Source organism: Paraburkholderia tropica, assembly GCF_900109265.1.
GTDB classification, from domain to species: domain Bacteria; phylum Pseudomonadota; class Gammaproteobacteria; order Burkholderiales; family Burkholderiaceae; genus Paraburkholderia; species Paraburkholderia tropica.
Map to the genome: position 1 here is coordinate 34,081 of NZ_FNZM01000016.1, position 24,142 is coordinate 58,222.

The window sequence follows — 24,142 nt, forward strand, 5'->3', positions numbered from 1 at the left end:
GACATCCGGATTGAATTGCGCGGCGGACTTTCGTGCAGATTCGACGCGCTTTTTCGTCGGATGGATGGCGTGCGGCGAGCGTGTCATCCGTCCGGGTGCCAGCTTGAGATATCAGACTAGATGATGACTGAAATACGAAATCGGAATTGGATTTATTTCAGCGCAACGCCGATCATGACGTCCATGCAGCGCGAACGACTTCCCGTCCGCGCGTTGTCATCCCGCATCGAATGGAGCACACACCATGGCCGAACGTATGAACGCCATCATCTGGCCCGAAGGTTATCTGCCGGGCACCACCGAAAATTTCGCCTCGAATGAAATGATCGTCGCCGGCATTTCGGCGGCCGACGTCTGGCCGCTGCTCGCCGTTGCGCCGCGCTGGCCCGAGTATTACGCGAACTCGTCGGATATCCGCTTCTACGATGGCAAAGGTCCGGAACTCGAAACCGGCGTGCGCTTTTTCTTCCGCACGTTTGGCTTTCCGGTCGAGGGCGAGGTCACGGAATATGTGCCGCCCGCGCACGGCGAACCGGGCCGCGTGGCGTGGCACGGCTGGGCGGGCGAGGGCGATACGCGTCTCGACGTGCATCACGCGTGGCTCGTCGAGGATCTCTCGGGCGGCCGCGTGCGCATCCTCACGCAGGAGACGCAGAAGGGCAAGCCCGCCGTCGAGCTGGCGAACGCGCGTCCCAATCCGATGATCAACGGTCATCAGGAATGGCTCGACGGTCTCGTGAGCGCCGCACGCAAGGCGAAGCAAGGTTGAGCATGCCCGCGCTGCCGCGCGCAAATTTCGCCTACTGTTGAACGCGAGTTGAACGCGATTTCCTTTTCCGGAGGCGTCGTATGTCTGCACTGTTCACCCCGTTCAAACTGAAGGACGTGACGCTACGCAACCGCATTTCGGTGCCGCCGATGTGCCAGTACAGCGCGATCGACGGCGTCACCAACGACTGGCACTGGACGCACTATCCGACGCTCGCGCGCGGCGGCGCGGGACTCGTGATCGTGGAGGCCACGGCGGTGTTGCCGGAAGGGCGCATCACGCCGGGCTGCACGGGCTTGTGGAACGACGCGCAGGCCGAAGGCCTGGCGCGCATCGCCGCGTCGATCAAGGCGGCGGGCGCGGTGCCCGGCATCCAGATCGCGCATGCGGGCCGCAAGGCGAGCGCGAATCGTCCGTGGGAAGGCGACGACCACATTCCCGCCGACGACCCGCGCGCGTGGCAGCCCATCGCGCCCTCGGCGATTGCGTTCGGCGCGAATCTGCCGCGCGTGCCGCGCGCCATGACGCTCGACGACATCGCGCGCGTGAAGCAGGCCTTCGTCGATGCGGCGCGGCGCGCGCGTGCCGCCGGTTTCGAATGGCTCGAACTGCATTTCGCGCACGGTTATCTCGCGCAAAGTTTCTTTTCGATTCACTCGAACCAGCGCACCGACGCCTACGGCGGCAGTCTCGAAGGGCGCAGCCGATTTCTCGTCGAAACGCTCGCGGCGGTTCGCCAGGTCTGGCCCGAGAATCTGCCGCTGACCGCGCGTTTCGGCGTGATCGAATACGACGGACGCGACGAGGAAACGCTCGCCGAGTCGATCGAACTCACGCGCAAATTGCGCGGCGAAGGGCTCGATCTACTTAACGTGAGCGTGGGTTTTTCGATTCCGGGTGCGAAGATTCCGTGGAGTCCGGCATTTCTCGCGCCGATCTCCGCGCGCGTGCGCCGCGAGGCGGGCGTGCCGGTGGCGTCGTCGTGGGGCGTGGATATTCCGCGCGTGGCGGAACGCGTGATCGCCGAGGAACAGATGGATCTCGCAATGATCGGCCGCGCGCATCTTGCCGATCCGCACTATCCGTACCGCGCAGCGCAGCACCTGAAGCTCGACCGGCCTTCGTGGGTGCTGCCCGCGCAATACGCGTACTGGCTCGAACGCTATCAGCCCGATCCGCAGGCGCGCGATTGCGGCGATTGAGCCGCGCCGCGCGAATCAGAGCGGGGGCGCGCGCATCGGCTTACTCCACCGCGACGAGCGCCTTGCCCGAGAACGCGCGATGACGCAGGGCGTCAAGATGCTCCGCGAGCGCGTCGAACGGCGCGATGTGCTGCGCTTCGGCCTGCAAGGCGCCGGTCGCGATGGCCGCGAGCATCGACTCGCCCGCTTGCGTGAGACGTTGCCAGGCGGCGTCGTCGCCATAGACGTGCAGCGCGCCGAGCGCGACTTCGTGCACGGACAGCGTGCGCCCGAACGGCGGACACGGCGCGGTGTCGAGCCGTCCCTGAATGCAGACCAGATGGCCGTTCGCTTCCAGCACCGGTGAGATGCGCGCGGCGTGCGGCGCGTCCACGCTGTCGATCGCCGCGTAGAAGCGGCCCGCGTTGTCGTCGGCCCAAGTGTTGCCGTCGGCAAGCGGCCCCGGCACGCAGGCGTGCGCGCCCAGGCCCGCGAGGCGTTCGGCGTGACGCGGATGACACATCGCCGTCACCTCGAAGCCACGCTGCGCCGCCAGCTGAACGAGATACTGGCCGACCGCGCCGCCCGCGCCGGAAATCAGCACGCGTGCACCCGCGCGCAGCGGCAGCTTCTCGATCGCCAGCCACGCGGTGAGCGCCGGACACGGAAAGCTCGCCGCCGTGGCGAAGTCGAGCGCGTCGGGCACGCGCAGCAGCGCGCGCGCCGCGAGCGGCGTGTAGTGCGCGAAGCTGCCCGGCTTGTGCAGGCTCTGGTGATACGCCACGCGGCGCCCGAGCCATTCCGGCGCGACGCCTTCGCCCAGCGCCACGACCGTACCCGCGCCATCGACGCCCGGCACCTTGCCGCGCTGCCAGTTCACGAGGTCGCCGCCCAGCACTTTCCAGTCGACCGGATTCAGCCCGATCACCGCATTGCGCACCAGCACGTCGCCGGGCGCGAGCGCCTCGCGCGGCACGCTGCCCAGCGCGAGGCCGAGCGCATCGGGCGAGCCGCGCCACGTCCACGCGGGCCAGGTCGGCGGCACGGGCGTCGTCACGTCGCTCATGCCTTGTTGCCCGGCGTGTTGCCTTGATAAGCGCCCGCCGAGTAGGTCAGCTCATAGCTGTGGCTGTAGATTTCGAGGATGTTGCCGAACGGGTCTTCCATGTAGACCATGCGATACGGCTTTTCGCCGGGGAAATACTCGCGTACCGGCATGCGCTGCTTGCCGCCCGCCGCGACGATCTTCGCCGCGAGACCTTCGACGTCCGGATCCTGCACGCAGAAGTGGAACACGCCGGTCTTCCAGTATTCGAAATTGTTTTCGGGCTTCTGCGCGTTGCGGAATTCGAAAATCTCCACGCCGATGCGGTCGCCGGTCGACAGATGCGCGATGCGGAACGAGCCCCAGCCCGCGCCGAACACATCCGTGCACATCACGCCGATGGCGCTCTCGTCCTCCTCGATGGTGGTGGGCGGCATGATCAGATACCAGCCCATGACCTCCGTGTAGAACTTCACGGCGGCGTCGAGATCGGTCACCGAAAGACCGATGTGGGAAAAACTGCGCGGATAAACGATGCTCATGCTGATTCCTCGAAAAACGCCCGGCTGGCGGGCACCCTTCGAATCTTAGGCAGCGTGGCTATAATCGCAACGACGCTATTCTTATCATTTCGATAAATCTTCCTTATGCTGAATCCGCAATGGCTGCGCACCTTCGAGATGCTGGCCGACGTCGGCAACTTCACGCGCGCCGCCGAACGGCTCGGCATCACGCAGGCGGCCGTGAGTCAGCATCTGCGCCACCTCGAAGACCGGCTCGGGCTGCTGGTGTTCCGCCGTCCGCGCGGCATCGAGATCACGCCCGCCGGGCGCGCGCTGCTCGACTATTGCGCCGAACTCGAAGTGTCCGACCGCAAGTTGCGCGACCGCCTGGCCGCGCCCGACGCCGATGCGGGCGAGATCGCGCTGATCAGTCCGGGCAGCATCGGTCTGGCGCTGTATCCGCTGCTGCTCGACTTGCAGGCGGCGCATCCGGGGCTGTCGATCCGGCACCGTTTCGCGCCCGATTCCGAGGTGCTGGCGGCCGTGCTCGCCAATCAGTACGAACTGGGCCTGCTTACGCTCAAGCCCGACGACGAGCGCCTGAAAGCCACGCGTTTCGCGGAGGAGCCGCTCGAAATGGTGATTCCGGCCGGAGAAACGGTGCGGACGTGGGAGGATCTGGAGCGCATCGGTTTTGTCGATCACCCCGACGGCCTCGCGATGGCCAACCGTCTGCTGAGCCGCCGCTTTCCGGGCAACACGGGGGCGCGCGCGTTGCCGCGCCGCGGCTTCAGCAATCAGATCGGCCTGATTCTCGAACCCGTCGCGCGCGGTTTCGGCTTCACGGTGCTGCCGCGCTATGCGCGCCGCGCGTTCGCGCGTCAGGAGGCGATCGAAGTCGTGGAATGCGATGTCGCCGTGGTCGATACGCTCTGGCTGATTCATCGCGCCGAATGGCCGCTGCCGCGCCGCGCGCAGCGCGTCGTCGAATTTCTTTGTGCGCAGATGGCGGCCGCGGGCGGCTGAGTTTTACCGCCTGCTTTAACGCCGCTTATTTCAATGCCGCATTGAGCGCCGCGCGGCCCGCGTTGGTGCGCAGCAGGCTGTTCGACGGCGCGTGAATGCGCGCGCACAGCACGTTGCGATGATGCCGCTCCAGCGGATTGCGCCGCGTGATGCCGTGATTGCCCGCGAGTTCGAGCGCGGTCTGCACGGCCTCGATCGCGTTGTCCACCACGTTGTGCTTGACGAGCGCCGAGAGCGTGGCGGGCGCGTTGTCCGCGTCGATGGCGTCGGCGTGCGAGCGCAGCAGCCAGTCGCTGGTGGCGAGCCGCATTTCGATGCGGCCCACGCTTTCCTGCACCGTCGCGAGACTCGCGAGCGGCGCGCCGCCGAGCGAGCCGGGCGTGCGCGTGTTGATGAAGTCGAGCAGCCAGTCGCGCGCGGCGCGCGCCGCCGCGTCGTAAATCGTGGCGACGAGGCTGAAGTACCACGCCGTCGCGTGCGGATCGCGCTGCACGCCTAGGCTCGCGGGTTTCAGGCCCACGGCGTCGTCGAGCGGGATCGCCACGTCCTTGAACAGCACGTCGTGACTCACGGTGGCGCGCATGCCGACCGGGTCCCAGTTTTCGTCGATACGCACGCCGGGCGCGTCGCGCGGCACCAGAAAATGGCCGAGGCGCGGCTCGGCTTCGTCGGTGCGCGCGAGCACGCTGATCCACGCGAGCAGCGGCGCGCCGGTCACGTAGCGCTTGTGCCCCGTGATGCGCCAGTGCGCGCCGTCGCGCCGCGCGATCGTATCGGGCAGGCCGCCGTGCGAGGGCGAGCCGAGCGCGGGCTCGACCTGCGCCGCGTTGATGAGCGCGCGGCCGTCGAGCGACGCGCGCGTGAGCCGCTGCGCGAGCGCCGGCGGCCAGTCGCGCACGCCCGCCACGCGTGCGTCGTGCACGATCATCGCGTGATGGCTGTAGTGCATCGCAAGGATCAGCGCAACCGATGGATCGCCATAGGCGATTTCGCCGAGGATCGCGCGCGTGACGGCGAGGCCCGCGCCGTATCCGCCGTCCGCGCGCGCGATGTTCGCGCGCAGCAGGCCCGCTTCGCGCAGCGCCTGGAATTGCTCCTGGGGCGGCGCGCCGCTGCGGTCGTAGTCGTCGGCGAGATTGGCGAACACGCGGCCGAGCAGCGCCGCGCGCTCGATCAGCGCGGCGTGGGTGGCGCGTGCGGCGTCGTCGGCGGCGGAATCGAGCGCGGCGGCCGGAGTGGGGGCGTTCATATGCTTAGCCATCCTTGGTGATGCTGAAGCGAACGATTATCGGCAGCGGCCGCGCGCACGGTCAAAGAACGATTCGTGCGAACGGTGCGTGGCGCGCGCTGATTTGCTTTTTCAGTTTTTGCTTTTCTTATTACGCCGATGTCGCCGCAGCACGCAAATCGGCGCACAAAGCAGAGATGCGCATAACAAAAGTCCAATTACGTGGTTCGTCGCGCGCGCCGCGCTTCTTATACTGATCCGCCCGATACCGCGCATCACAAGGAAGGCCGATGTCCGCACTTCAGTCGATTTCCCCCGAGTTTCCGCCGGAATTCGTTTCCGGCCATCACGATGCGCTCACGCTCGATGCAGCGCTGGCCGCGTTGCCCGAGCTTGCCGAGGCGATTGGCGTCGACGCCGCCGCGCGCGAGGCGCGTCGCGAATTGCCGTTCGCGGGCTTCGAGCAGTTCCGGCGTTCGGCGCTCGGACGGCTGCGCCTGCCGGTCGAATGGGGCGGCCTGGGCGGCACGCTGGTCGACGAATTCGACGTGATTGCCACGCTCGCCGCCGCGGACAGCCATCTCGCGCACGCGCTGCGTCTGCATTACGACCAGACCGAGGTGCTGCTGCTGTCGCCACGCACGCCGTTCAACGACGTGCAGATTCGCCGCGTGATCGACGGCGCGATTTTCGGCGGTGCATCGACGGAAGCCACGACCTCGCGTCCCGGCGAAATTCAGACCGCGCTGCGCCGCGAAGGCGAGCATTACCGGCTCGACGGCCGCAAGTATTATTCGACGGGCACGGCTTTCGCGGATTACGCGCGCCTGAATGTGCAGGACGACGAGGGCCGCGCCGTGATCGCCGTCGTGCCCGTGAAGCGCGACGGCTTCAGCGTGCTCGACGACTGGGACGGCATGGGCCAGCGCATGACCGCGAGCGGCAGCCTCGTATTCGACGACCTGATCGTCTACGCCGACGAAGTGGCCGCGCGCGATCTCACCACGCTGGTCGGGCGTCACACGGGCGCGCTGCGCCAGCTGCATCTGGTGGCGGTGGCTGCGGGCATCGTGCGCAACGTGGTGAGCGATGCGCGCCGCTATGTGCGCGATCACGGCCGCCCTGCGCTGCACAGCCCCGCGCCGAGTGCGCGCGAGGACGCGTTTATCCAGCAGATCGTCGGCACCTTGTCGGCGCACAGCCATGCGATCGACGCGCTTGTGCGCGAAAACGCGCGCGTGCTGGAGCGCTCGTCTCAAGCAATCCGGAATGGCGATGCCGACGCCGAATCGCTCGTGCTCGAAGGCGCGCTCGCGACCGCGCGCACGCAACTGGTGGTGAGCAAGCTCGCGCTCGAAGCGGGCGAGCGGATGTTCGAGGCGGGCGGTGCGTCGGCGACGTCGCGCGCGCACAACTTCGACCGCCACTGGCGCAATCTGCGCACGATCTTCAGCCACAATCCGCTGCTGCACAAGGCGCGCGTGCTCGGCGACTACGTGCTCAACGACGTCACCACGCATCTCACCGAAGGCCGCGTGTTCTGAATCCGCGCGCATATCTGTACGAGCGGCGCCTTAATGACTCGAACGGATATGCGTATGGGAATTGCTTGGTTGCCGCGCGGCACGTGCGCACGTAGATTGGTCTTCTCGATTCCAGACAGGCTTTACGCGTGACCATGACCGCTGCTTCGACTCCTGCTTCGACTACCGCTTCGACTCCTGCTTCGTTCGCCGCCCAGCCGCCCGTCGCGGCGCAACGCTTCGAGATTCGCGCCTTCGATGCGCCGCTGGGCGCGGAAATCATCGGCCTCGATCTCGGCGCGCCGCTCGCCGACGACGACTTCGCGCGCATTCACCGCGCGCATCTCGATCATCATGTGCTGGTGTTTCGCGATCAGCGCATCACGCCCGCGCAACATGTGGAGTTCAGCCGCCGCTTCGGGCCGCTTCAGCAACACGTGCTGCATCAGTTCGCGCTGGCTGAACATCCGGACGTGCTGATCGTGTCGAATGTCGTCGAAAACGGCAAGCCGATCGGGCTCGGCGACGCCGGCCATTTCTGGCATTCCGATCTCTCGTACAAGGAGAAGCCGAGTCTCGGCTCGCTGTTGCATGCGCAGGAATTGCCGTCCGAAGGCGGCGACACGCTGTTCGCCAACATGCATCTCGCGTGGGACAGCTTGCCCGCGCATTTGCGTACGGCCGTCGAAGGTCTGCGCGCGGAGCATACCTATCTCGCGCGCTATGCCGAGCTGCAGGCGCGCAGCCCGTGGCGGCCGAATCTTTCGGCGGAGCAGATCGCGCAGGTGAAGCCGGTCGTGCATCCGGTCGTGCGCACGCATCCGGAAACGGGCCGCAAGGCGCTGTTCGTGAGCGAGCACTTCACCACCCGCATCGTCGATCTCCCCGACGACGAAAGCCGCGCGCTGCTCGACGAATTGTTCGAGCATAGCGTGCGCGCCGAGCATGTGTATCGCCATGTGTGGCGCGAGCACGATCTGGTGTTCTGGGACAACCGCTCGCTCATGCATCTCGCGGCCGGCACGCCCGATCATCTGCGCCGCAAGCTTTATCGGACCACCATCGAGGGCGATGCGCCGTTCTGAGCAGGCGTTTTCACATTCGTTTCCGCATTACGCGTTTTCGCGCGTTTCCAGATAGCGCCCCGGCGTGGTGCCGGTGGCGCGCTGAAACATTTCGATGAACGCGCTCACATTGCCATAGCCCAGTTCCAGCGCCGTGGCCGTCACGCTGCGGCCTTCCGCGATGCGTTCGAGCGCGCGCAGCAGTCGCGCCTGGCGACGCCATTGCGCGAACGTCCAGCCGGTTTCGGCGACAAAACGTCGGCTCAGCGTGCGCGGCGCGAGCGCGCCCCAGGCGGCCCATTCTTCGAGGCTGCGTTCGTTTCCGGGATCGGCGGCGAGCGCATCGGTAATGCGCGCGAGCCGCGCGTCGACGGGACGCGGCAAGGCGAGCGGCTCGGCCGGCGCGGCGGCGATTTCATCGAGAATCATCTCGGCGATCCGCGTGCGCGCGGCGTCGAACGCAGCGTCGTCCCACGTCGCGGCGCGGCGCACGGCTTCGCGCAGCAGCGGCGTGGCGCGGATCGCGCGCGGCGCGTCGGGCAATCCGGCGCAGCGCGCTTCCGCCACGAACACGCTCCAGCCCGAAAACGGCCCGTGCGAACGCACCGAATGCAGATGATGCGGCGGAATCCAGATCGCATGCACGGCGGGCACGACCCATTGCGCCCCATCGATACCCACTGACACGAGCCCGTTCAGCGCGCCCATCAACTGGCCGCGCGCGTGATGATGCGGCGCACGCGTGCGCGCCGTGCGCTGCGTGAGTTCGCCCGCAGCAAGAAAGGGACCGTGCGTCGCCAGCACGCGGTCGGGCCGGACGATGGGCTCGTGGTTCAGTTGCTGTATGAGTCGCCGTTCGGCGGGTTGGCGCATGCTGTTTCTCCGCGGCGATGGCCGGAATTCCGTATCGATTGGCTGTTATACCGGAGACGGGCCGAATCCGCACGACTAGACTGCCTGTAAGCGATCGACAACGCGCGTGATGACGCAAGCGCCGATCCCTTTTCTCCAGCTATGTTCAAGGAATTCAGATGAAAGCAGCCGTCATTCGCGGTGCGGGCACGCTGCCTGATTACGCCGATTTCGACGCGCCCGCCGCGCTGGCGGGCCATCGCGTGATCGACGTGCGCGCCTGCGCGTTGAGCCGCGTCGCCTATGCGAAGGCTTCGGGCCAGCATTATTCTTCGACGCAGCGCTTTCCGTTCGTGGCGGGCCTCGACGGAGCGGGCCGTCTCGACGATGGCCAGCGCGTCTACTTCTGCATGCCGCGCGCGCCGTACGGCGCGTTGGCGCAGCAATGCCTCGTGGCGGAATCGCTCTACACGCCGATCCCCGATACGCTCGACGACGTCGCCGCCGCCGCGCTCGCCATTCCCGGCATGTCGTCGTGGGCCGCGCTGATCGAACGCGCGCGTTTCGTCGCCGGCGAGACGGTGCTCGTGAATGGCGCGACCGGCGTGTCCGGGCGGCTCGCGGTGCGTATCGCGAAGCATCTGGGCGCGGGCAAGATCATCGTGACGGGCCGCAATCCAGCGATGCTCGACGCGCTCTGCGAAGCGGGCGCCGATGTCGCGATTGCGTTGAATGGCGAGCCGGATGCACTCGCCGCGCAGATCGCGCCGCATTTCGCAGCGGGCGTGGATGTAGTGCTCGATTATCTGTGGGGAGCGAGCGCGCAGGCGCTGCTGGTGACGGCTGCGCGAACCGCGCCGGAAGGGCGCGCGTTGCGCTTCGTGCAGATCGGGTCGGCGAGCGGTGGGGAGATTGCGTTGCCCGGCGCGGCGTTGCGCGCGGCGCCGATCACGTTGCTCGGCAGCGGCATCGGCAGTGTGACGATGCCGCGTTTGCTGGAGTGCGTGCGCGCCGTGTTCGGCGCGGCGCAAGCGGCGGCACTGGCGGTCGAAACGCAGGCCGTGCCGCTCGCGCAGATCGCCCAACATTGGCGCGAGCCTGGCAGCGGCCCGCGCACGGTGTTCACGATCGAGGCCTGAAAAACAGGCTTATTTGCGATCCGCGAACAGCTGGTCGAAGGTGCCGCCATCGGCGAAATGCGTGGCCTGCGCCTTCTGCCAGCTACCGAACACCTGCTCGACCGTGAAGGTCTTGATCGGCTTGAACTCGTCGGCGTGTTTGGCGAGCACGGCCTTGTCGCGCGGACGCAGATGATGTTGCGCGATGATTTCCTGCGCGGCGGGCGAGTACAGATACTCCAGATACGCCGTCGCTTCCTTGCGCGTGCCGCGCTTGTCCACGACCTTGTCGACCACCGTCACAGGCGGTTCGGCCAGCAGACTCACCGACGGATAGACCGACTCGAAATCCTTCGCGCCCACGCCCGTATCGATCAACGAAACTTCATTTTCGAAGGTCACGAGCACGTCGCCGATACCGCGCTGCGTGAACGTGGTCGTCGCGCCGCGACCGCCTGCGTCGAGCACCGGCACGTTCTTGAGCAGCGCGCGTTCGAAGTCGAGCGCCTGCGCGTCGCTCGCGCCTTGCAGCTTGCGATAACCCCACGCGGCCAGATACGCATAGCGGCCATTGCCCGAGGTCTTCGGATTCGCGATCACGACCTGCACGCCGGGCTTCACGAGATCGTCCCAGTCCTTGATGTGCTTCGGATTGCCCTTGCGCACGAGAAACACCATCGTCGTGGTGTAAGGCGCGCTGGCATCGGGCAGACGCGTGCGCCAGTTCTTCGGCACGATCTGGCCGCGTTCGGCGAGCAGGTCGATGTCGTTGGGCTGATTCATCGTCACGACGTCGGCCTGCAGGCCTTGCAGCACGGAAAGCGCCTGCGCGCTCGATGCGCCGTGCGACTGCTTGATCGTGATGGTTTCGCCGGTCTTCTGCTTGTAGTCGGCGATAAAGCTCGCGTTGATGTCCTTGTAGAGTTCGCGCGTGACGTCGTACGAGACGTTGAGCAGCGACGTGTCTGCGTAGGCGAGCGTGGCGGCGAATGCCGAACTGGCGACGATGCCCGCGCCGAGCCAGCGCGCGGCGCGTTGGAGTGATGCCATGCGAATCCCCGAATGATTGTGATTGGGCGCGACGCCGGAAGCGATTCGTGTGCGAATGCCGCGTGAGCGCCGGGTGGCCAGCGTTCCATTCTATCGGCAGCTTGTAAGGTGCTTATATCGATCCATGCTTTGCTTTGCATCGAAACTGCTAAGCGCTTTTCAGCGCGATGCACGCGTTTAAACGAGTTCGGCATAACCGTCTGCGCGTGCTTCGTCGGCGAACTGCTCGATGACGGCGTAATCGGCGGGCGCGAGACGAGAAAAGCCCTGCAAACGCAGGGTTTTTGCACGCAGCGTATCGAGCGTGCAGGCGTGGTCGAGCGCGTCGCGTAGCAAGGCGGCATGCGCGACAGGCAGCGTGCGCGAGGCGATGAACGGCAGGCCAGGCGCCGCCGCCGTCATACCGATCTCGCGTAATGACTCGAGCATCTCGGGCCGTGCATCGCGCACGTAAGCGAGCGTGACGCAGTCGATGGACGCGACGTCCGCTTCGTCGGCGGCGAGCGCCCGCAGCGCATTCCAATGCGAGCCGACGAACGACACCGAGGCAAAGAAACGTTCGCTGCGCACGGACTTTGGAATGGTGGTCGCCACTGCATGACGGAACGCGTTCATGCCGCTATGCGAGTCGGCGCTATTACAGGCCGCGCGCAAACCGCGGCACGCGGCGAGCGACGTCGCGCCATTCGCATACGCTTGCGCCGACACGAGCAGCACACTGCGATACCACGCGCCTTCGCAACCGGGCGCGTTGAACACCGGCGTCGCGAGCAAATGCACCTGCCGATCGAGCCCGAGCAGGCGATACGGAAAGCCGCAGGTTTGCGACATCAGCAGGTCGGGGCTGCGCCATAGCGCGAACAGGTCGCCGAGCGGTTCATCGAGCAAGGCGATGCGCTCGCGCACGCCGGCGCGGCGCGCGAATTCGCCGAGCGCGTCGCGCAGGAAGGCGCGCCATAGCATGCCGTGCTGCGGCGTGACGTTGTACATCGGCAGGGCGGCGATCCCGTGCGTCATCGTGTCAATCCTGCGTCAATTCTGCAAATGCCACGAGCATATAACGATTCGCGAATCCGTTATTGGAACGCGGCGCGCGCGCTTTTTATACTCGCCTTTCATTCTGTATTCGCACCACACCACACGGGAAAAAACAATGAAGAAGAAATGGCTCGCCGCTGGACTCGTCGCATTCACGGCTCTGACTTCCGGTCTCGCACACGCAGATCGTCTCGACGACATCAAGAAGGCCGGCGTCCTGCGCGTGGCCACCTTCGACAGCAATCCGCCGTTCGGTTTCGTCGATCCGGCCACGAATCATATTGTGGGTCTCGACGTGGATTATGCGCGCGCCATCGCCGACAAACTGGGCGTCAAGCTCGAATTGCAGCCGACCAATCCCGCCAACCGCGTGCCGTTCCTCGTTTCGCACAAGGTCGATCTCGTGCTCGCGAACTTCACCATTACCGACGAGCGCGCGAAGCAGGTCGATTTCAGCATTCCGTATTTCTCGTCGGGCCAGCAGTTTCTTTCGAAGAAGGGCGTGCTGAAATCGCCGGATCAGATTTCGAGCCTGCGCATTGGCGTGGACAAGGGCACGACGAACGAAATCACGGTGCGCGAGAAGTATCCGCAAGCCACGCTCGTCGCGTATGACGATACGCCGTTCGCGTTTGCCGCGCTGCGTACCGGCAACGTGCAAGCTATCACGCAGGATGGCCCGAAGCTCGTCGGTCTGCTCGCCAACGTGCCCGATAAACAGAATTACGAAATCCCGCCGTTCACGATCTCGAACGACTATATGGGCGTGGGCATTCCGAAGGGCGAGCCGCGTCTGACGTCGTTCGTGAACGACACGCTGCGCGGTCTCGAAGCCAACGGCACGGCGCTGACGATTTATAACCGCTGGTTCGGCCCGACGACGAAAACGCCGCTCGCGCGCACCTTCAAGATCGGCGACAAGGTCTGATGGATTCGTATCTGGCGGCATTGCAGGCCGATCTCCCGCTCGCGCCGAAGTATCTGCTGTGGCTCTGGCAGGGCTTTGGCGTGACGCTGGGCGTGACGTTGTGCGCCGCGTTCGCATCGACCGCGCTCGGCGTGCTGATCGCGCTCGCGCGGCAGGCACGGCTCGCGGTGTTGCGTCGCGCGGGTCATGCTTATGTGACGGCCTTCCGCAATTCGCCGCTGCTCGTGCAATTGCTGTTCTGGTATTTCGGCGCGGCCACGTTGCTGCCGGATGCGTGGATGCAATGGCTCAATACGCCGCACGTATTGGCGACGCCGCTGGTCGCGCTGCGCTGGCCGTCGTTCGAATTCGTGGCGGCGTGGCTCGGGCTCACGTGCTATACGGCCGCGTTTATCGCGGGCGAAGTGGAGGCGGGCATTGCGGGCGTGGCGGTCGCACAGCGTCAGGCTGCAGCGGCGCTCGGCTTGACGCCGTGGCAATCGTTTCGTTATGTCGTGCTGCCCCAGGCGATTCGCATCGCGTTGCCGCCGCTTTTCGGGCAATACATGAATCTGGTGAAGAATTCCTCGCTGGCGATGGCGATTGGTCTCGCTGAATTGTCGTACGCGTCGCGCCAGGTGGAAACGGAAACGTTTCAAACCTTCGCGGCATTCGGCATTGCGACGCTGCTTTATATTGGCGCGATCGCGCTGCTCGAAGCGGTGTTGCATTGGCGGCAATATGCGCGCCCGGCCACGCGGGGAGCACGCTGATGATGCCGTGGCACGTTTTTACGGCGAATCTGCCGTACTTGCTCGTTGGCGCCTTTCCCGACGGCCCGCTCGGCGGCGCGGCGCTCACGCTCGTGCTGGCGATTACGTCCGCGCTGGCCTCGGCGTTGCTCGGCCTCGCGCTCGGCATTGCGCTGGCGCTCGCATCCGGCCCGCTGCGCGCGCTGCTGCTGCTCGTGATCGGCTTCTTCCGCGCGATTCCCGTGCTGATGCTGATTTTCTGGACGTTTTTCCTGCTGCCGGTGATTTTTCACGTCGACGTGCCGGGTCTCGCGGCCGTGGTCTGCGCGCTCTCGCTGATCGGCGGCGCGTATCTCGCGCATTCGGTGCATGCGGGCATCGTCGCGGTGGGCGACGCGCAATGGCAGGCGGGTCTGTCGCTCGGATTTTCGCGTTTCGCGGCGCTGCGTTACGTGGTGCTGCCCCAGGCTTTGCGCATCATGGCGCCTTCGTTCGTGAATCAATGGGTGTCGCTCGTAAAAGACACGTCGCTTGCCTATATCGTGGGCGTGGGCGAATTGTCGTTCGTCGCCACCCAGATAAATAATCGACTGATGATTTATCCGATTCCGATTTTCCTGTTTGTCGCCGCGTTGTATCTCGTGATGTGCACGGCGCTCGACCGCGCGGCGATGTCCTTGCTCGTCCGCACGCGGCGTGTGAAAGCACGTGCGTTCGAAACGGCGGCCGCCGCGCCCTGAGCGGCGTGGTTTGAAAATCTCTCTCGCCGATTTTTAAAATCCCGACATATCGCGCTACTATCCTTCAACCGTGTTTATTTTGGAGGATCGGTAAAAGTGAAGTACGAAAACGCCTTGCAGAGTGCGATTAAAGGGCGGCTTGAGCGCGCGATGGAACTGGCCGAGCTGTTCGGCCTGTTCATTATCGGCATTGGCACCGTGGCCGCCATGGTGCATCTGATCTGGCGGATGGTGAATTCCGATGGCGTCACCCTCACCGATCTGCTGCTGATGTTCCTGTACCTCGAGGTATTCGCGATGGTCGGGCAATATCTGAAGGCGGGGCAATTGCCGGTGCGTTTCCCGCTGTATATCGCCATGGTGTCGATTGCGCGAGACCTGATTCTGCGTGCGGGCGCGAATTCGGAAATCCATTTGCTGGCTTCCTCGGGCGCGATCGTGCTGATCGCCGTGGGGGTCTTGCTGATTCGCTTTGGTCAGGCGAAATACCCGAGCAGCACCGACGACAACAGCAAGAAGCACGAGTCGAAGAAAATCGAAAGCGCTTGATGCACTTTTATCGGTAGTGATGCGCCGGGCCGCAATCGCCCGGTGCGGCAATTTGGCGCGGTTCGGCGCCCGCGTAAAAGCAGTTTCCGAACGAATTTCGGGTTGCGGAGCACGCCTTCGAGCGAAGCTTCTTCAAGTCATTCACTCACTCCAGATGAGTCGTGCGAGCAATTCTCTGCTCCAGCTTTCCGGGTCGGATAGTAGCTGAAAGCCAGATTCTCACCGCGCTACTATCTCGTTTCCATCCGTTGTTCGCTTGGCTCCCGGCTTGGTGAGTCGCCAGGACCGTGCCACCGCGCACGCGTTTCGCATATCGCCGGCGACGCTTTCCTTCGCGCAATCCGTTCGTAGACCACGCCTGGGTGCGGTCCTATGATCCTCGCGGATGTCGTTCCGCCGCACCTCACGAGGCTCCATGGTCAATCCGATCCGCAGTGAAATCGATTTCGATGCTGAGGGACGCCACGTCGGCTACCTGCGTCTGCCGCATTCGGTGCATCGCTCCGCATATGGCTGGATTCCCATTCCCGCCGGATCGATCCGCCATGGTGACGGTCCGACCGTCGTGCTGATGGCGGGCAATCACGGCGACGAATACGAAGGCCAGATTCTGGTTTCGCAATTGCTGCGCGAAATCGAACCGCAATGGGTGAGCGGTCAATTGATCTTTCTGCCGATGGCGAATTTCCCCGCTGCGCAGGCCGGCTCGCGCACGTCGCCGCTCGATGGCGGTAATCTGAATCGCAGCTTCCCGGGCGATCCGCAAGGTTCACCGACGGCCATCATTGCCGACTATATCGAGCACACGCTGTTGGCGCGTGCGCAATATCTGATCGACTTTCACTCAGGTGGCAGTTCGCTGCTCTACGACGGCGCGAACATGCTCGCCATACAGCCCGACGACGCCGGGCAGACAACACGTTTGCGCGCATTACTCGGTGCATTCGGCTTGCCGCGTGCGTTCTTGCATGCGCCCAATCCGCTGCATTCGGCCACCGCAGCGTGGCGGCAAGGCGCGATCTCGATCGTGACAGAACTGGGTGGCGCGGGCACGGTGCAAAGCCGCTTGTTGCGCGAGGCGCGTCAGGGCGTGCTGCATCTGCTGGGGCACATTGGCGCGCTTGCCGGACCGCTGGTGCCGAAGGCCGCGCCCCACGAGACACGCTTCTATCGCGTGTCCGGCGCGTCTCACTATGTCTATGCCTATGAACACGGCGTTTTCGAGCCGCTCGTCGAACTCGGGCAGCGCGTGGAAGCGGGGCAGCCCGCCGCGCGAATTCATTTTCCTGAAACACCGTTGCGCGAGCCGGTAACGGTCGCGTTCGACGCCGCGGGCGAAGTCGTGTGTCAACGCGCGATGGCGGCGGCGCAGCGAGGCGATTGTCTGTTCCACCTGGCCGAGCCGGCGTGATGCGTTTGCGGGCTGTTTGCTGCGATGGCGGCAGCGGCCGCCGTTATTGCAGCGAATCGCTCATCTCGATCGGTTTCAAGTTTCAATTCGATCAATAGTTATCCATAACGTTATTCGAATTGCTTGGTTAATGGCTGCGCAGTCAACGGATAACCTTGTCTGCGTCAGACCGAACTTGAAAAGAACAGCGGCGTCATTCCCCGGACGATTCTTTATGAGCTACCGAATCATCGACACTACACCGCTCGACGCGCTGGCCAAGCCGTTGCTCGACGGTTTGCAACACGAGTACGCGACGCGATACCGCGAATTTCGCAGCGACAGCGAGGCATCGGCGGCGCAGGAACTGGCGCGCCATCCGGCCGCGTTGTTCGCGCCGCCGGATGGCGCGTTCATTCTCGTCGAACACGAGGGAGAAATTGTCGGCGGCGGCGCGTTCAAGCGCTATGACGCGCATACGGCCGAACTCAAACGCATCTGGACGCACGAAAGCCAGCGGCGAAAAGGCATTGCGCGCCGGGTCGTCGAAGAACTGGAAGCGCGCGCGGTACATCTCGGTTATCGCCGCATTTATTTGACGACGGGTTTCAGACAACCCGAAGCCTGGGGACTCTACTTCGACACACACTACGTGCCGCTTTTCGATCGCGCGATCGCGCCGGAGATTCATGTGCGGTTGCCGTTCGGCAAGGATTTGCGCAGACCGGGCGATGTCGATTCGCTCGACGATCTGCGCGCTCGCGAACCGCTTGGCGCACGCCAGTAAGCGGTCCATCGTCCACTTCATTCTTCCTTCGAACATGACATTCAAAAAGAAGCTTGCGCTGCTGGGCGGCGCGCTCACGCTCGGTCTCGGTGCGGTACTCGCGACCAGTACGTGGGCTGCCGAACAATTCGATCTGAGCCCCGAGCAGCACGGACGTCCTCGCGCCAGCGCCGACGCCGCAGCCATCAAGGCGGTGCCGCCGGGTTTTGCGTTCGCGGAGAAGGACACGCTCACGATCGGCATCGTACCCGCGCTGCCGCCGATCAGCGCCTATGCCACCGACGCACGCACCGTGGTCGGCTTCGATCCGGATCTCTCGCAGGTGGTCGCCGACGGTCTTGGACGCAAACTGCGGCTCGTGACGCTTGCGTGGCCCGATTGGCCGCTTGCGTTGCAGTCTGGAAAAGTCGATGCGGTGGTGTCGAACGTGACCGTGACGGAGGAGCGCAAGGAGAAGTTCGACTTCTCGACGTATCGCCGCGACGAACTGGGCTTTTATGTGCGCACCGGCAGCCCGATCAAGACGATTCGCGAGCCGAAGGATGTGGCGGGGTTGCGTGTGATTACCGATGCGGGCACGAATCAGGAAAAGGTCCTGCTCGAATGGAACAAGGAAAATATTGCACATGGTTTGAAGCCGCTCACCGTGCAGTATTACGACGACGATGCGGTGCGCACTGTCGCGCTGCAAGCCGGGCGCGCCGATGCGATATTCAGTGTGAACGCCGTGCTGGCGTGGCAGTCCGCGGTACAGGGGAAAACGCGGCTGGTGGGCACGGTTAGCGGCGGCTGGCCGCGCACGGCCGAGGTGGCCATCACCACACGCAAAGGAAGTGGTCTCGCTGTGCCGCTCACGCAGGTGCTGAACGACCTGATCCAGAGTGGCAAGTATGGACAGGTGCTTACGCGCTGGAATTTGCAGTCGGAAGGGATTGCTCATTCGGCGACAAATCCGCCAGGATTGCCGAAAACGTGAGTGAGCGTTTGCGCGCATGGCACAGGTGATTTAAGCAGCGCGCATCCTGAAGACTTCGCAGTAACGAACGGCGTGCCGTCATAGGCGCGCCGTTTGCTTTTTCAACGCCTTGATTCGCGCCCGAGCGGCGAACCGGGCATCGCACTTGAATTAGCGATTATGAATAGCGCTTACGCGGAATAACCATGCGTAAAATGATTGTTTAATTGATGTGCAGCATGACTGTTATCTTTTTCACGCACTGAAACAAACCGGCACGGACACATAGAATGCTGGCGTAATCTTAACGTAAGATTGATGAGTCATGCAGATCAAAATGAAAATAATGCGTCTTTTCAGGGAAGTCACGGTGTCGCGCACACTGCACGTCAATACGCATCTCCATTTCGTTTCGAGCACATAAGCCGATCGCCGTCACGGTATTCGCGCGCTTCAATCAATTTGATTAGTCATCCTTTTCTAATCGGACTCGTCCGGTCGAAGGCGAGGGTGCGCGCATGCCCGCCGGACTCCCGTAACCGTAACCCAACGCTCTTTGCCAACTGGATTACCGATGCATGCACTGACAAAAAGACAGGCCGCCCGATTCGGGACGGCTGCGCCCGGCTTGCGCATGAAGACCGTGGCTCTTGCCGCTTTTGCGCTGGCGTGCCACGGCACGGCATGGGCGCAAACCACGCCGGCCACGCCCGAGGGTGATACCGGCATCACGCAACCGGCGCAATCCACGCGGTCGGCTTCGCCTGCGCAGACGACCGCACGCGGCGGCGATACCGTGCAGCAAGACACCGTTGTCGTGACGGGCACGCGTACGGACACCAAGGCGAGCAAGAGCCTGACGCCCGTGGACGTGATTAGTGGCGCGCGTCTTCAGCAGACCGGTCAGAGCAATCTGCGCGACGCGCTGGTTCAACTCTCGCCCGCCATCGTGCGCGAGACCTACGCGGGCGACGCCGCCGTGCTCACCGACGCGCTGTCGCTGCACGGGCTGAGCCCCGATCACGTGCTGGTGCTCGTGAACGGAAAACGTCGGCACAGCACTGCGAATATCGCGCTGGACGGTGGCTTGAACGAAGGCTCGACCGGCGTCGATATCGACATGATTCCGGTAGCGCTGATCGATCACATCGAGATTCTGCGCGACGGGGCCGCCGCTCAATATGGTTCCGACGCTATCGCGGGCGTCATCAATATCATTCTTAAACGCAAGTCGCAGGGCGGCGAGGTGCAGAGCACGACCGGTCAGACCTATGCGGGCGATGGGTTGAAAAACACCGAGTCGGCGAATCTCGGCTTCAATCTCGGCGATCGAGGTTTCCTGGATCTCGCCGCCGAATACGCGCGCCAGAATCACACGGTGCGGACTGGTCCCGACGACTATTTCGGCACCTTCGCACCGGGGCACGGTTACTACAATCCCATCGAAGGCGATCCGTCGAGTACGCGTCAGTCGGTGGGTTTCAACGCGGGCTATTCGCTCAGCGACGATGTCGAACTCTATGGATTCGGTACCTATGCGCATCGCAACGCCAGCGCCTACCAGAACTATCGCCCGCCTTCGGTGCTGCCCGAAATTTATCCGAACGGCTTCACGCCGCAAGAGACAATCAGCGAGAACGATTTTTCGGTCACGGCAGGCGTGAAGGGCGAGAATCTGTTCGGCTGGTCGTGGGATCTGAGCACGACTTACGGCGGCGATCACGCGAACATCGGCATGGTCGATTCGGCCAATACCGGGCTCTACGACGCGATTGGCTACACGCCCACGAATTTCCATCTATCGACGGTGAGCAATACGCAGCTCACCAACAACATCGACTTTTCGCGGGCATTCCAGTTGCCGCTGCTGCCCGCGCCGGTGCAGGTGTCGTTCGGCTTCGAGCAGCGCCGCGAGACGTATTCGGTCGGGGCAGGCGATCCGTATTCCTACGCGTACGGTGGCTCACAGGCTCTGCCGGGTCTTTCGCCGGTCAGCGCGGCCGACGTGTCGCGCAACGTGATCGGCACGTATATCGACTTGTCGACGCATATCACGCCGAAGTGGCAGATCGATCTCGCGGGCCGCTACGAGCACTATAACGACGTGGGTGACACCACCAACGGCAAGATCTCCACGCGCTACGACTTCACGCCGCGCTTCGCGATTCGCGGCAGCGTCAGCTCGGGTTTCCGCGCGCCGTCGCTCGCCGAGGAGTATTACACCAATATCAATGAGTCGCCGGCGTCCGCGAGCGGTTTGCTCGCGGCGAATTCGGCGGCGGCGAAGCTTATTGGCGCGCAGCAGCTCAAGTCCGAACAGTCGACGAACTACAACGTCGGCTTCGTGCTCACACCCGTGGACAATCTGCATCTGACGCTCGATGCGTATCAGGTGGATATCCGCAATCGCATCGTGTTGGGTGGAACGGCGTCGGGCGCCGACGCAATTGCGGCGATGGAAGCGGCCGGATTGTCGGTGCCTTCTTCGGTGCCGGTGTCGGCGGTGTCGGCGAGCTATTTCACCAATGGCGCGAGCACGCGTACGCGCGGTATCGACCTCATGGGCGCGTGGCACACGGCATTCGGCCGCTGGGGGCAGGTGGACTGGGATCTCGGCGTCAATCTGAATACGACGTCGATCACGCACATGGCGACCAACGCGAACGGCGGCCCGGTGCTCAATGCGCAGCAGGTCGGCTGGCTCACGACGTCGACGCCGAAGAACAAGATCATTATCGGCGGCACATGGCATCGCGACAAATGGGCTGTGTCGATTCACGAAACGCGCTTTGGCACGACCTCGGGTGAAGAGACTTATATCGTCGGACCGAATGCATTTTCCACCACGCAGTTCATTCACTTCGAAAACGCGGCGCGTTACGTGACCGACGTGGAAGTGCGCTACGACGTGACGAAGAAATTCCAGATCGCGGTGGGCGCGAACAATCTCTTCGATGTCTATCCGTCGAAGCTGCCCTATGAAGCGCAACTAGAAGGCGCGCAGTACGACGCGTTCGCCTCCACGATCGGCGTGAATGGCGGTTTTTATTATCTGCGAGCGCGCTACCAGTTTTAAGCAATACGAAAATTATGCGCAATCCACGCACAGGCCGTTTCTGCAATGCATAGCAGAAATCAGTCGTACGCCTGATGACTCACGGTGGACATAATGTCCGGCGGGGTGTGAGTGCGTTTCCGCAATCTTTCATCCGCGTGCATGAGCGCGCGGGAAGGGAGTGACATGTCCTGGTCCCTTTCGATACTCGACAAGAGTCCGATCGCCGAAGGCGCGAATGCGCACGAGGCGCTGCAGTTCACGATTCGTCTTGCGCAACGCGCCGAAGCGCTGGGTTATCGGCGCTACTGGATCGCCGAACATCACGGCGCGCCGGGGCTTGCGAGTTCCGCGCCGGAAATCGTGGTCTCGCATCTGCTTGCGCATACTTCGCGGCTGCGTGTGGGCTCGGGCGGCGTGATGTTGCAGCATTACAGTCCTTTCAAAGTCGCTGAAACGTTTCGCGTGCTGGCCGCGCTCGCGCCGGGCCGCGTCGATCTCGGCGTGGGCAAGGCGCCGGGCGGTCTGCCGCTTACCACGCGCGCCTTGCAGTGGTTTCACGACAAGGCGAAAAAGCCCGACTTCCCGCATCAACTCGCCGAACTCGACGCGTTCCTGAATTGGGGCGTGGCCGAGGATCATCCGCTCGCGGGCGCGGTGGCCTTGCCCGTGCCGCCCGAACCGCCGCAGCGCATTTTGCTGGGTGGCAGCGTCGAAAGCGCGCGTCTGGCCGCCGAGCACGATTGGGCCTTCTGCTACGCGGGTCATTTCAACGGCGACGAAGCCAACATCGAACGTTCCATCGACGCTTACCGCGAAGCCACCGGCCGCGCGCCGCTGCTTGCGCTCTACGCGTTTGCTGCTGAAACAGCGAAACAGGCGCGCGAACAGGTGGGGGCGTTGCGCATCTTCAAGCTGCAACTCGCAACCGGCCAGAGCGTGAATTTGCCGAGTCCCGAGGCCGCCGCCGAATTCGCGCGGCAAACCGGCGTGTCCGAATATCGGCTCGACGAATTGCATCCGCATGTGGTTGCCGGAACCGCCGAGGACGTGCGAGACGATCTCGACGCATTGCATGCGCGCTTCGGTATCGAGGAATTCGTGATCGACACGCCCGTTGCGGACTATGCGTTGCGGCTCGCGTCATATGAACTGCTGGGCCACGCCGCGCTCGCCGCGCGCGTTTGAATTTGAGTTTGAATCTGAGCGCGCAGCAAGCGTCGATCGGATCTTCACTTCACATACTGTCGCTGGACGGAACTGAACATGACACAACGAAACCTCACATTCGGCATCATGCTGCACGGCGCGGGCGGTCACATGAACGCGTGGAAACACCCCGGCGGCCCGGCGGACGCCAGCGTCAATCTCGACTTCGTCACGGGCATCGCGCAAAAGGCGGAAGCCAATGGCGTGGCCTTCGCCTTCGTCGCGGACGGACTGTATATCAACGAAAAATCAATCCCGCATTTTCTCAACCGTTTCGAGCCGATTTCGATTCTCTCCGCGCTCGCGACGGCGACCACGAAAATCGGCTTGGCGGGCACGTTGTCGACGTCGTACAGCCATCCGTTCACGGTCGCGCGCCAGTTCGCTTCGCTCGATCTGATCAGCGGCGGCCGCGCGGGATGGAATGTGGTGACGTCGCCACTCGAAGGATCGGCGAAGAACTATGGCGGCGAACATCCCGATCACGAACTGCGCTACGAGATCGCCGATGAATATCTCGACGTCGTGCAAGGTCTGTGGGATAGCTGGGACGACGACGCGTTCGTGCGCAATCGCGCGAGCGGGCAATTCTTCGATCGCGACAAACTGCACACGCTCAATCACAAAGGCCGCTTCTTCGAAGTGGCGGGGCCGCTCAATATCCAGCGCTCGCCTCAAGGGCAGCCGGTGATCTTTCAGGCGGGCTCGTCGGAGTCGGGCATTGCGCTGGCCGGCAAATACGCCGATGCCGTATTCACGCATTCGCCCTCGCTCGAAGAGACGCGCGAGTTCGCCGAGCGCGTGCGTGCAAGCGCGGTCGAGCATGGACGCGATGCCGCCGACGTGAAGATTTTCCCGGGCATCGGTCCGATTGTGGGCACGACGCTCGAAGAAGCCGAAGCGAAGTACGCCGCGATTCGCGATCTGCTCGATATCGACGACGCGCTCGCCTATCTGGGCCGCTTCTTCGAGCACCACGACTTTTCGCAGTATCCGCTCGATGCGCCGTTCCCCGAACTGGGCGAGCTCGGCACCAACAGTTTCCGTTCGACCACCGATCGCATCAAGGCCGACGCGCGCCGCAGCGGCGCGACGCTGCGCGAAGTGGCGCTCGAAGTGGCCACGCCGAAAACGCAGTTTCTCGGCACGGGCGAGCAGATTGCCGACGAGTTGATCCGCTGGCTCGACGCGGGCGCTGCCGATGGTTTCATCCTCGGCTTTCCTGTGCAGGCCGAAGGGCTCGACGACTTCGTCAAGCACGTGATCCCCGTGCTGGAAGCGCGTGGCCGCTACGACCGCCGTCTCAAGGGCGAGACGCTGCGCGATCACCTGGGCTTGCCGCGCCGCGAAAGCCGCTACGCCGCCGCCGCGGTGTGATGACCGACTCCACGAGCAGGAACC

The 24,142-nt window shown here is 63.9% G+C and carries 23 protein-coding genes; 17 read left to right on the top strand and 6 right to left on the bottom strand.

The features are described 5' to 3' along the window. The first annotated feature begins 244 nt into the window (after positions 1–244). Both BMY06_RS25645 and BMY06_RS25650 read left to right on the top strand, forming a co-directional pair. Positions 245–769 (top strand): SRPBCC family protein, encoded by a 525-nt coding sequence (locus BMY06_RS25645; protein ID WP_197520333.1) that lies wholly within the window; start codon positions 245–247, stop codon positions 767–769. An 80-nt stretch (positions 770–849) separates the two neighbouring features. Further along, positions 850–1,971, top strand: a complete 1,122-nt coding sequence (locus BMY06_RS25650) for an NADH:flavin oxidoreductase/NADH oxidase (protein ID WP_074986064.1) — start codon at positions 850–852, stop codon at positions 1,969–1,971. A 40-nt stretch (positions 1,972–2,011) separates the two neighbouring features. Here the strand turns inward: BMY06_RS25650 and BMY06_RS25655 are convergent, their stop codons facing one another. Together BMY06_RS25655 and BMY06_RS25660 are read right to left on the bottom strand one after the other, a co-directional pair. Next, a complete protein-coding gene (locus BMY06_RS25655; protein WP_074986065.1) occupies positions 2,012–3,016 on the bottom strand; it encodes a zinc-binding dehydrogenase in 1,005 nt (334 codons plus the stop codon). Then, the gene (locus BMY06_RS25660) at positions 3,013–3,537 is read right to left on the bottom strand and encodes a lactoylglutathione lyase family protein (protein ID WP_065060470.1); all 525 of its coding nucleotides are present in this window, start codon (positions 3,535–3,537) and stop codon (positions 3,013–3,015) included. The genes BMY06_RS25655 and BMY06_RS25660 overlap by 4 nt, the downstream gene beginning before the upstream one ends. A 105-nt stretch (positions 3,538–3,642) precedes the next feature. Here BMY06_RS25660 and BMY06_RS25665 point away from each other — a divergent pair, with 105 nt between their 5' ends. Further along, positions 3,643–4,524, top strand: coding sequence for a LysR family transcriptional regulator (locus BMY06_RS25665; RefSeq protein ID WP_065060471.1), 882 nt, complete (start codon positions 3,643–3,645; stop codon positions 4,522–4,524). 25 nt (positions 4,525–4,549) lie between these two features. Here the strand turns inward: BMY06_RS25665 and BMY06_RS25670 are convergent, their stop codons facing one another. Continuing rightward, entirely contained in the window at positions 4,550–5,773 is a 1,224-nt protein-coding gene (locus BMY06_RS25670; RefSeq protein WP_244144411.1) for an acyl-CoA dehydrogenase family protein, read from the bottom strand. 20 nt (positions 5,774–5,793) lie between these two features. Between BMY06_RS25670 and BMY06_RS39965 the strand changes: the two genes are divergently transcribed. From BMY06_RS39965 to BMY06_RS25680, 3 genes are all read left to right on the top strand, one after another. Continuing rightward, entirely contained in the window at positions 5,794–6,009 is a 216-nt protein-coding gene (locus BMY06_RS39965; RefSeq protein ID WP_143064438.1) for a hypothetical protein, read from the top strand. Positions 6,010–6,042: 33 nt separating this feature from the next. After that, positions 6,043–7,296, top strand: coding sequence for an acyl-CoA dehydrogenase family protein (locus tag BMY06_RS25675; RefSeq protein ID WP_080180377.1), 1,254 nt, complete (start codon positions 6,043–6,045; stop codon positions 7,294–7,296). A 134-nt stretch (positions 7,297–7,430) separates the two neighbouring features. Then, complete coding sequence (locus BMY06_RS25680) at positions 7,431–8,360, top strand: TauD/TfdA dioxygenase family protein (protein WP_074986066.1); 930 nt, start codon at positions 7,431–7,433, stop codon at positions 8,358–8,360. 27 nt (positions 8,361–8,387) lie between these two features. Here BMY06_RS25680 and BMY06_RS25685 read toward each other — a convergent pair whose 3' ends face one another. Beyond that, on the bottom strand, positions 8,388–9,212 hold the full coding sequence (locus BMY06_RS25685) for an AraC family transcriptional regulator (protein ID WP_074986067.1): 825 nt from the start codon (positions 9,210–9,212) through the stop codon (positions 8,388–8,390). A gap of 158 nt (positions 9,213–9,370) precedes the next feature. Here BMY06_RS25685 and BMY06_RS25690 point away from each other — a divergent pair, with 158 nt between their 5' ends. Then, positions 9,371–10,330, top strand: a complete 960-nt coding sequence (locus BMY06_RS25690; protein WP_074986069.1) for a quinone oxidoreductase family protein — start codon at positions 9,371–9,373, stop codon at positions 10,328–10,330. A gap of 9 nt (positions 10,331–10,339) precedes the next feature. Here BMY06_RS25690 and BMY06_RS25695 read toward each other — a convergent pair whose 3' ends face one another. Further along, complete coding sequence (locus BMY06_RS25695) at positions 10,340–11,359, bottom strand: sulfate ABC transporter substrate-binding protein (RefSeq protein WP_074986071.1); 1,020 nt, start codon at positions 11,357–11,359, stop codon at positions 10,340–10,342. Positions 11,360–11,536: 177 nt separating this feature from the next. Then, positions 11,537–12,376: a phosphate/phosphite/phosphonate ABC transporter substrate-binding protein gene (locus BMY06_RS25700; protein ID WP_074986073.1), complete on the bottom strand. Its 840-nt coding sequence runs from the start codon at positions 12,374–12,376 to the stop codon at positions 11,537–11,539. Between the two features lie 136 nt (positions 12,377–12,512). Here BMY06_RS25700 and BMY06_RS25705 point away from each other — a divergent pair, with 136 nt between their 5' ends. From BMY06_RS25705 to BMY06_RS25750, 10 genes are all read left to right on the top strand, one after another. Next, positions 12,513–13,325, top strand: a complete 813-nt coding sequence (locus tag BMY06_RS25705; RefSeq protein ID WP_074986075.1) for an ABC transporter substrate-binding protein — start codon at positions 12,513–12,515, stop codon at positions 13,323–13,325. Further along, positions 13,325–14,077, top strand: a complete 753-nt coding sequence (locus BMY06_RS25710) for an amino acid ABC transporter permease (RefSeq protein ID WP_074986077.1) — start codon at positions 13,325–13,327, stop codon at positions 14,075–14,077. The genes BMY06_RS25705 and BMY06_RS25710 overlap by 1 nt, the downstream gene beginning before the upstream one ends. Before the next feature lie 2 nt (positions 14,078–14,079). After that, positions 14,080–14,796, top strand: a complete 717-nt coding sequence (locus BMY06_RS25715; RefSeq protein ID WP_065060596.1) for an amino acid ABC transporter permease — start codon at positions 14,080–14,082, stop codon at positions 14,794–14,796. Positions 14,797–14,892: 96 nt separating this feature from the next. After that, the gene (locus BMY06_RS25720; RefSeq protein WP_080180378.1) at positions 14,893–15,345 is read left to right on the top strand and encodes a phosphate-starvation-inducible protein PsiE; all 453 of its coding nucleotides are present in this window, start codon (positions 14,893–14,895) and stop codon (positions 15,343–15,345) included. Between the two features lie 415 nt (positions 15,346–15,760). Continuing rightward, entirely contained in the window at positions 15,761–16,756 is a 996-nt protein-coding gene (locus BMY06_RS25725; RefSeq protein WP_074986079.1) for a succinylglutamate desuccinylase/aspartoacylase family protein, read from the top strand. Positions 16,757–16,970: 214 nt separating this feature from the next. Beyond that, on the top strand, positions 16,971–17,522 hold the full coding sequence (locus BMY06_RS25730) for a GNAT family N-acetyltransferase (RefSeq protein WP_074986081.1): 552 nt from the start codon (positions 16,971–16,973) through the stop codon (positions 17,520–17,522). A gap of 34 nt (positions 17,523–17,556) precedes the next feature. After that, on the top strand, positions 17,557–18,498 hold the full coding sequence (locus BMY06_RS25735) for an ABC transporter substrate-binding protein (RefSeq protein WP_080180391.1): 942 nt from the start codon (positions 17,557–17,559) through the stop codon (positions 18,496–18,498). Between the two features lie 613 nt (positions 18,499–19,111). Further along, positions 19,112–21,553: a TonB-dependent receptor plug domain-containing protein gene (locus tag BMY06_RS25740; RefSeq protein WP_074986083.1), complete on the top strand. Its 2,442-nt coding sequence runs from the start codon at positions 19,112–19,114 to the stop codon at positions 21,551–21,553. 165 nt (positions 21,554–21,718) lie between these two features. Continuing rightward, positions 21,719–22,720 (top strand): LLM class flavin-dependent oxidoreductase, encoded by a 1,002-nt coding sequence (locus BMY06_RS25745; protein WP_074986084.1) that lies wholly within the window; start codon positions 21,719–21,721, stop codon positions 22,718–22,720. Between the two features lie 78 nt (positions 22,721–22,798). Continuing rightward, a complete protein-coding gene (locus BMY06_RS25750; RefSeq protein ID WP_065060599.1) occupies positions 22,799–24,118 on the top strand; it encodes an LLM class flavin-dependent oxidoreductase in 1,320 nt (439 codons plus the stop codon). The last annotated feature ends 24 nt before the right edge of the window (positions 24,119–24,142 follow it).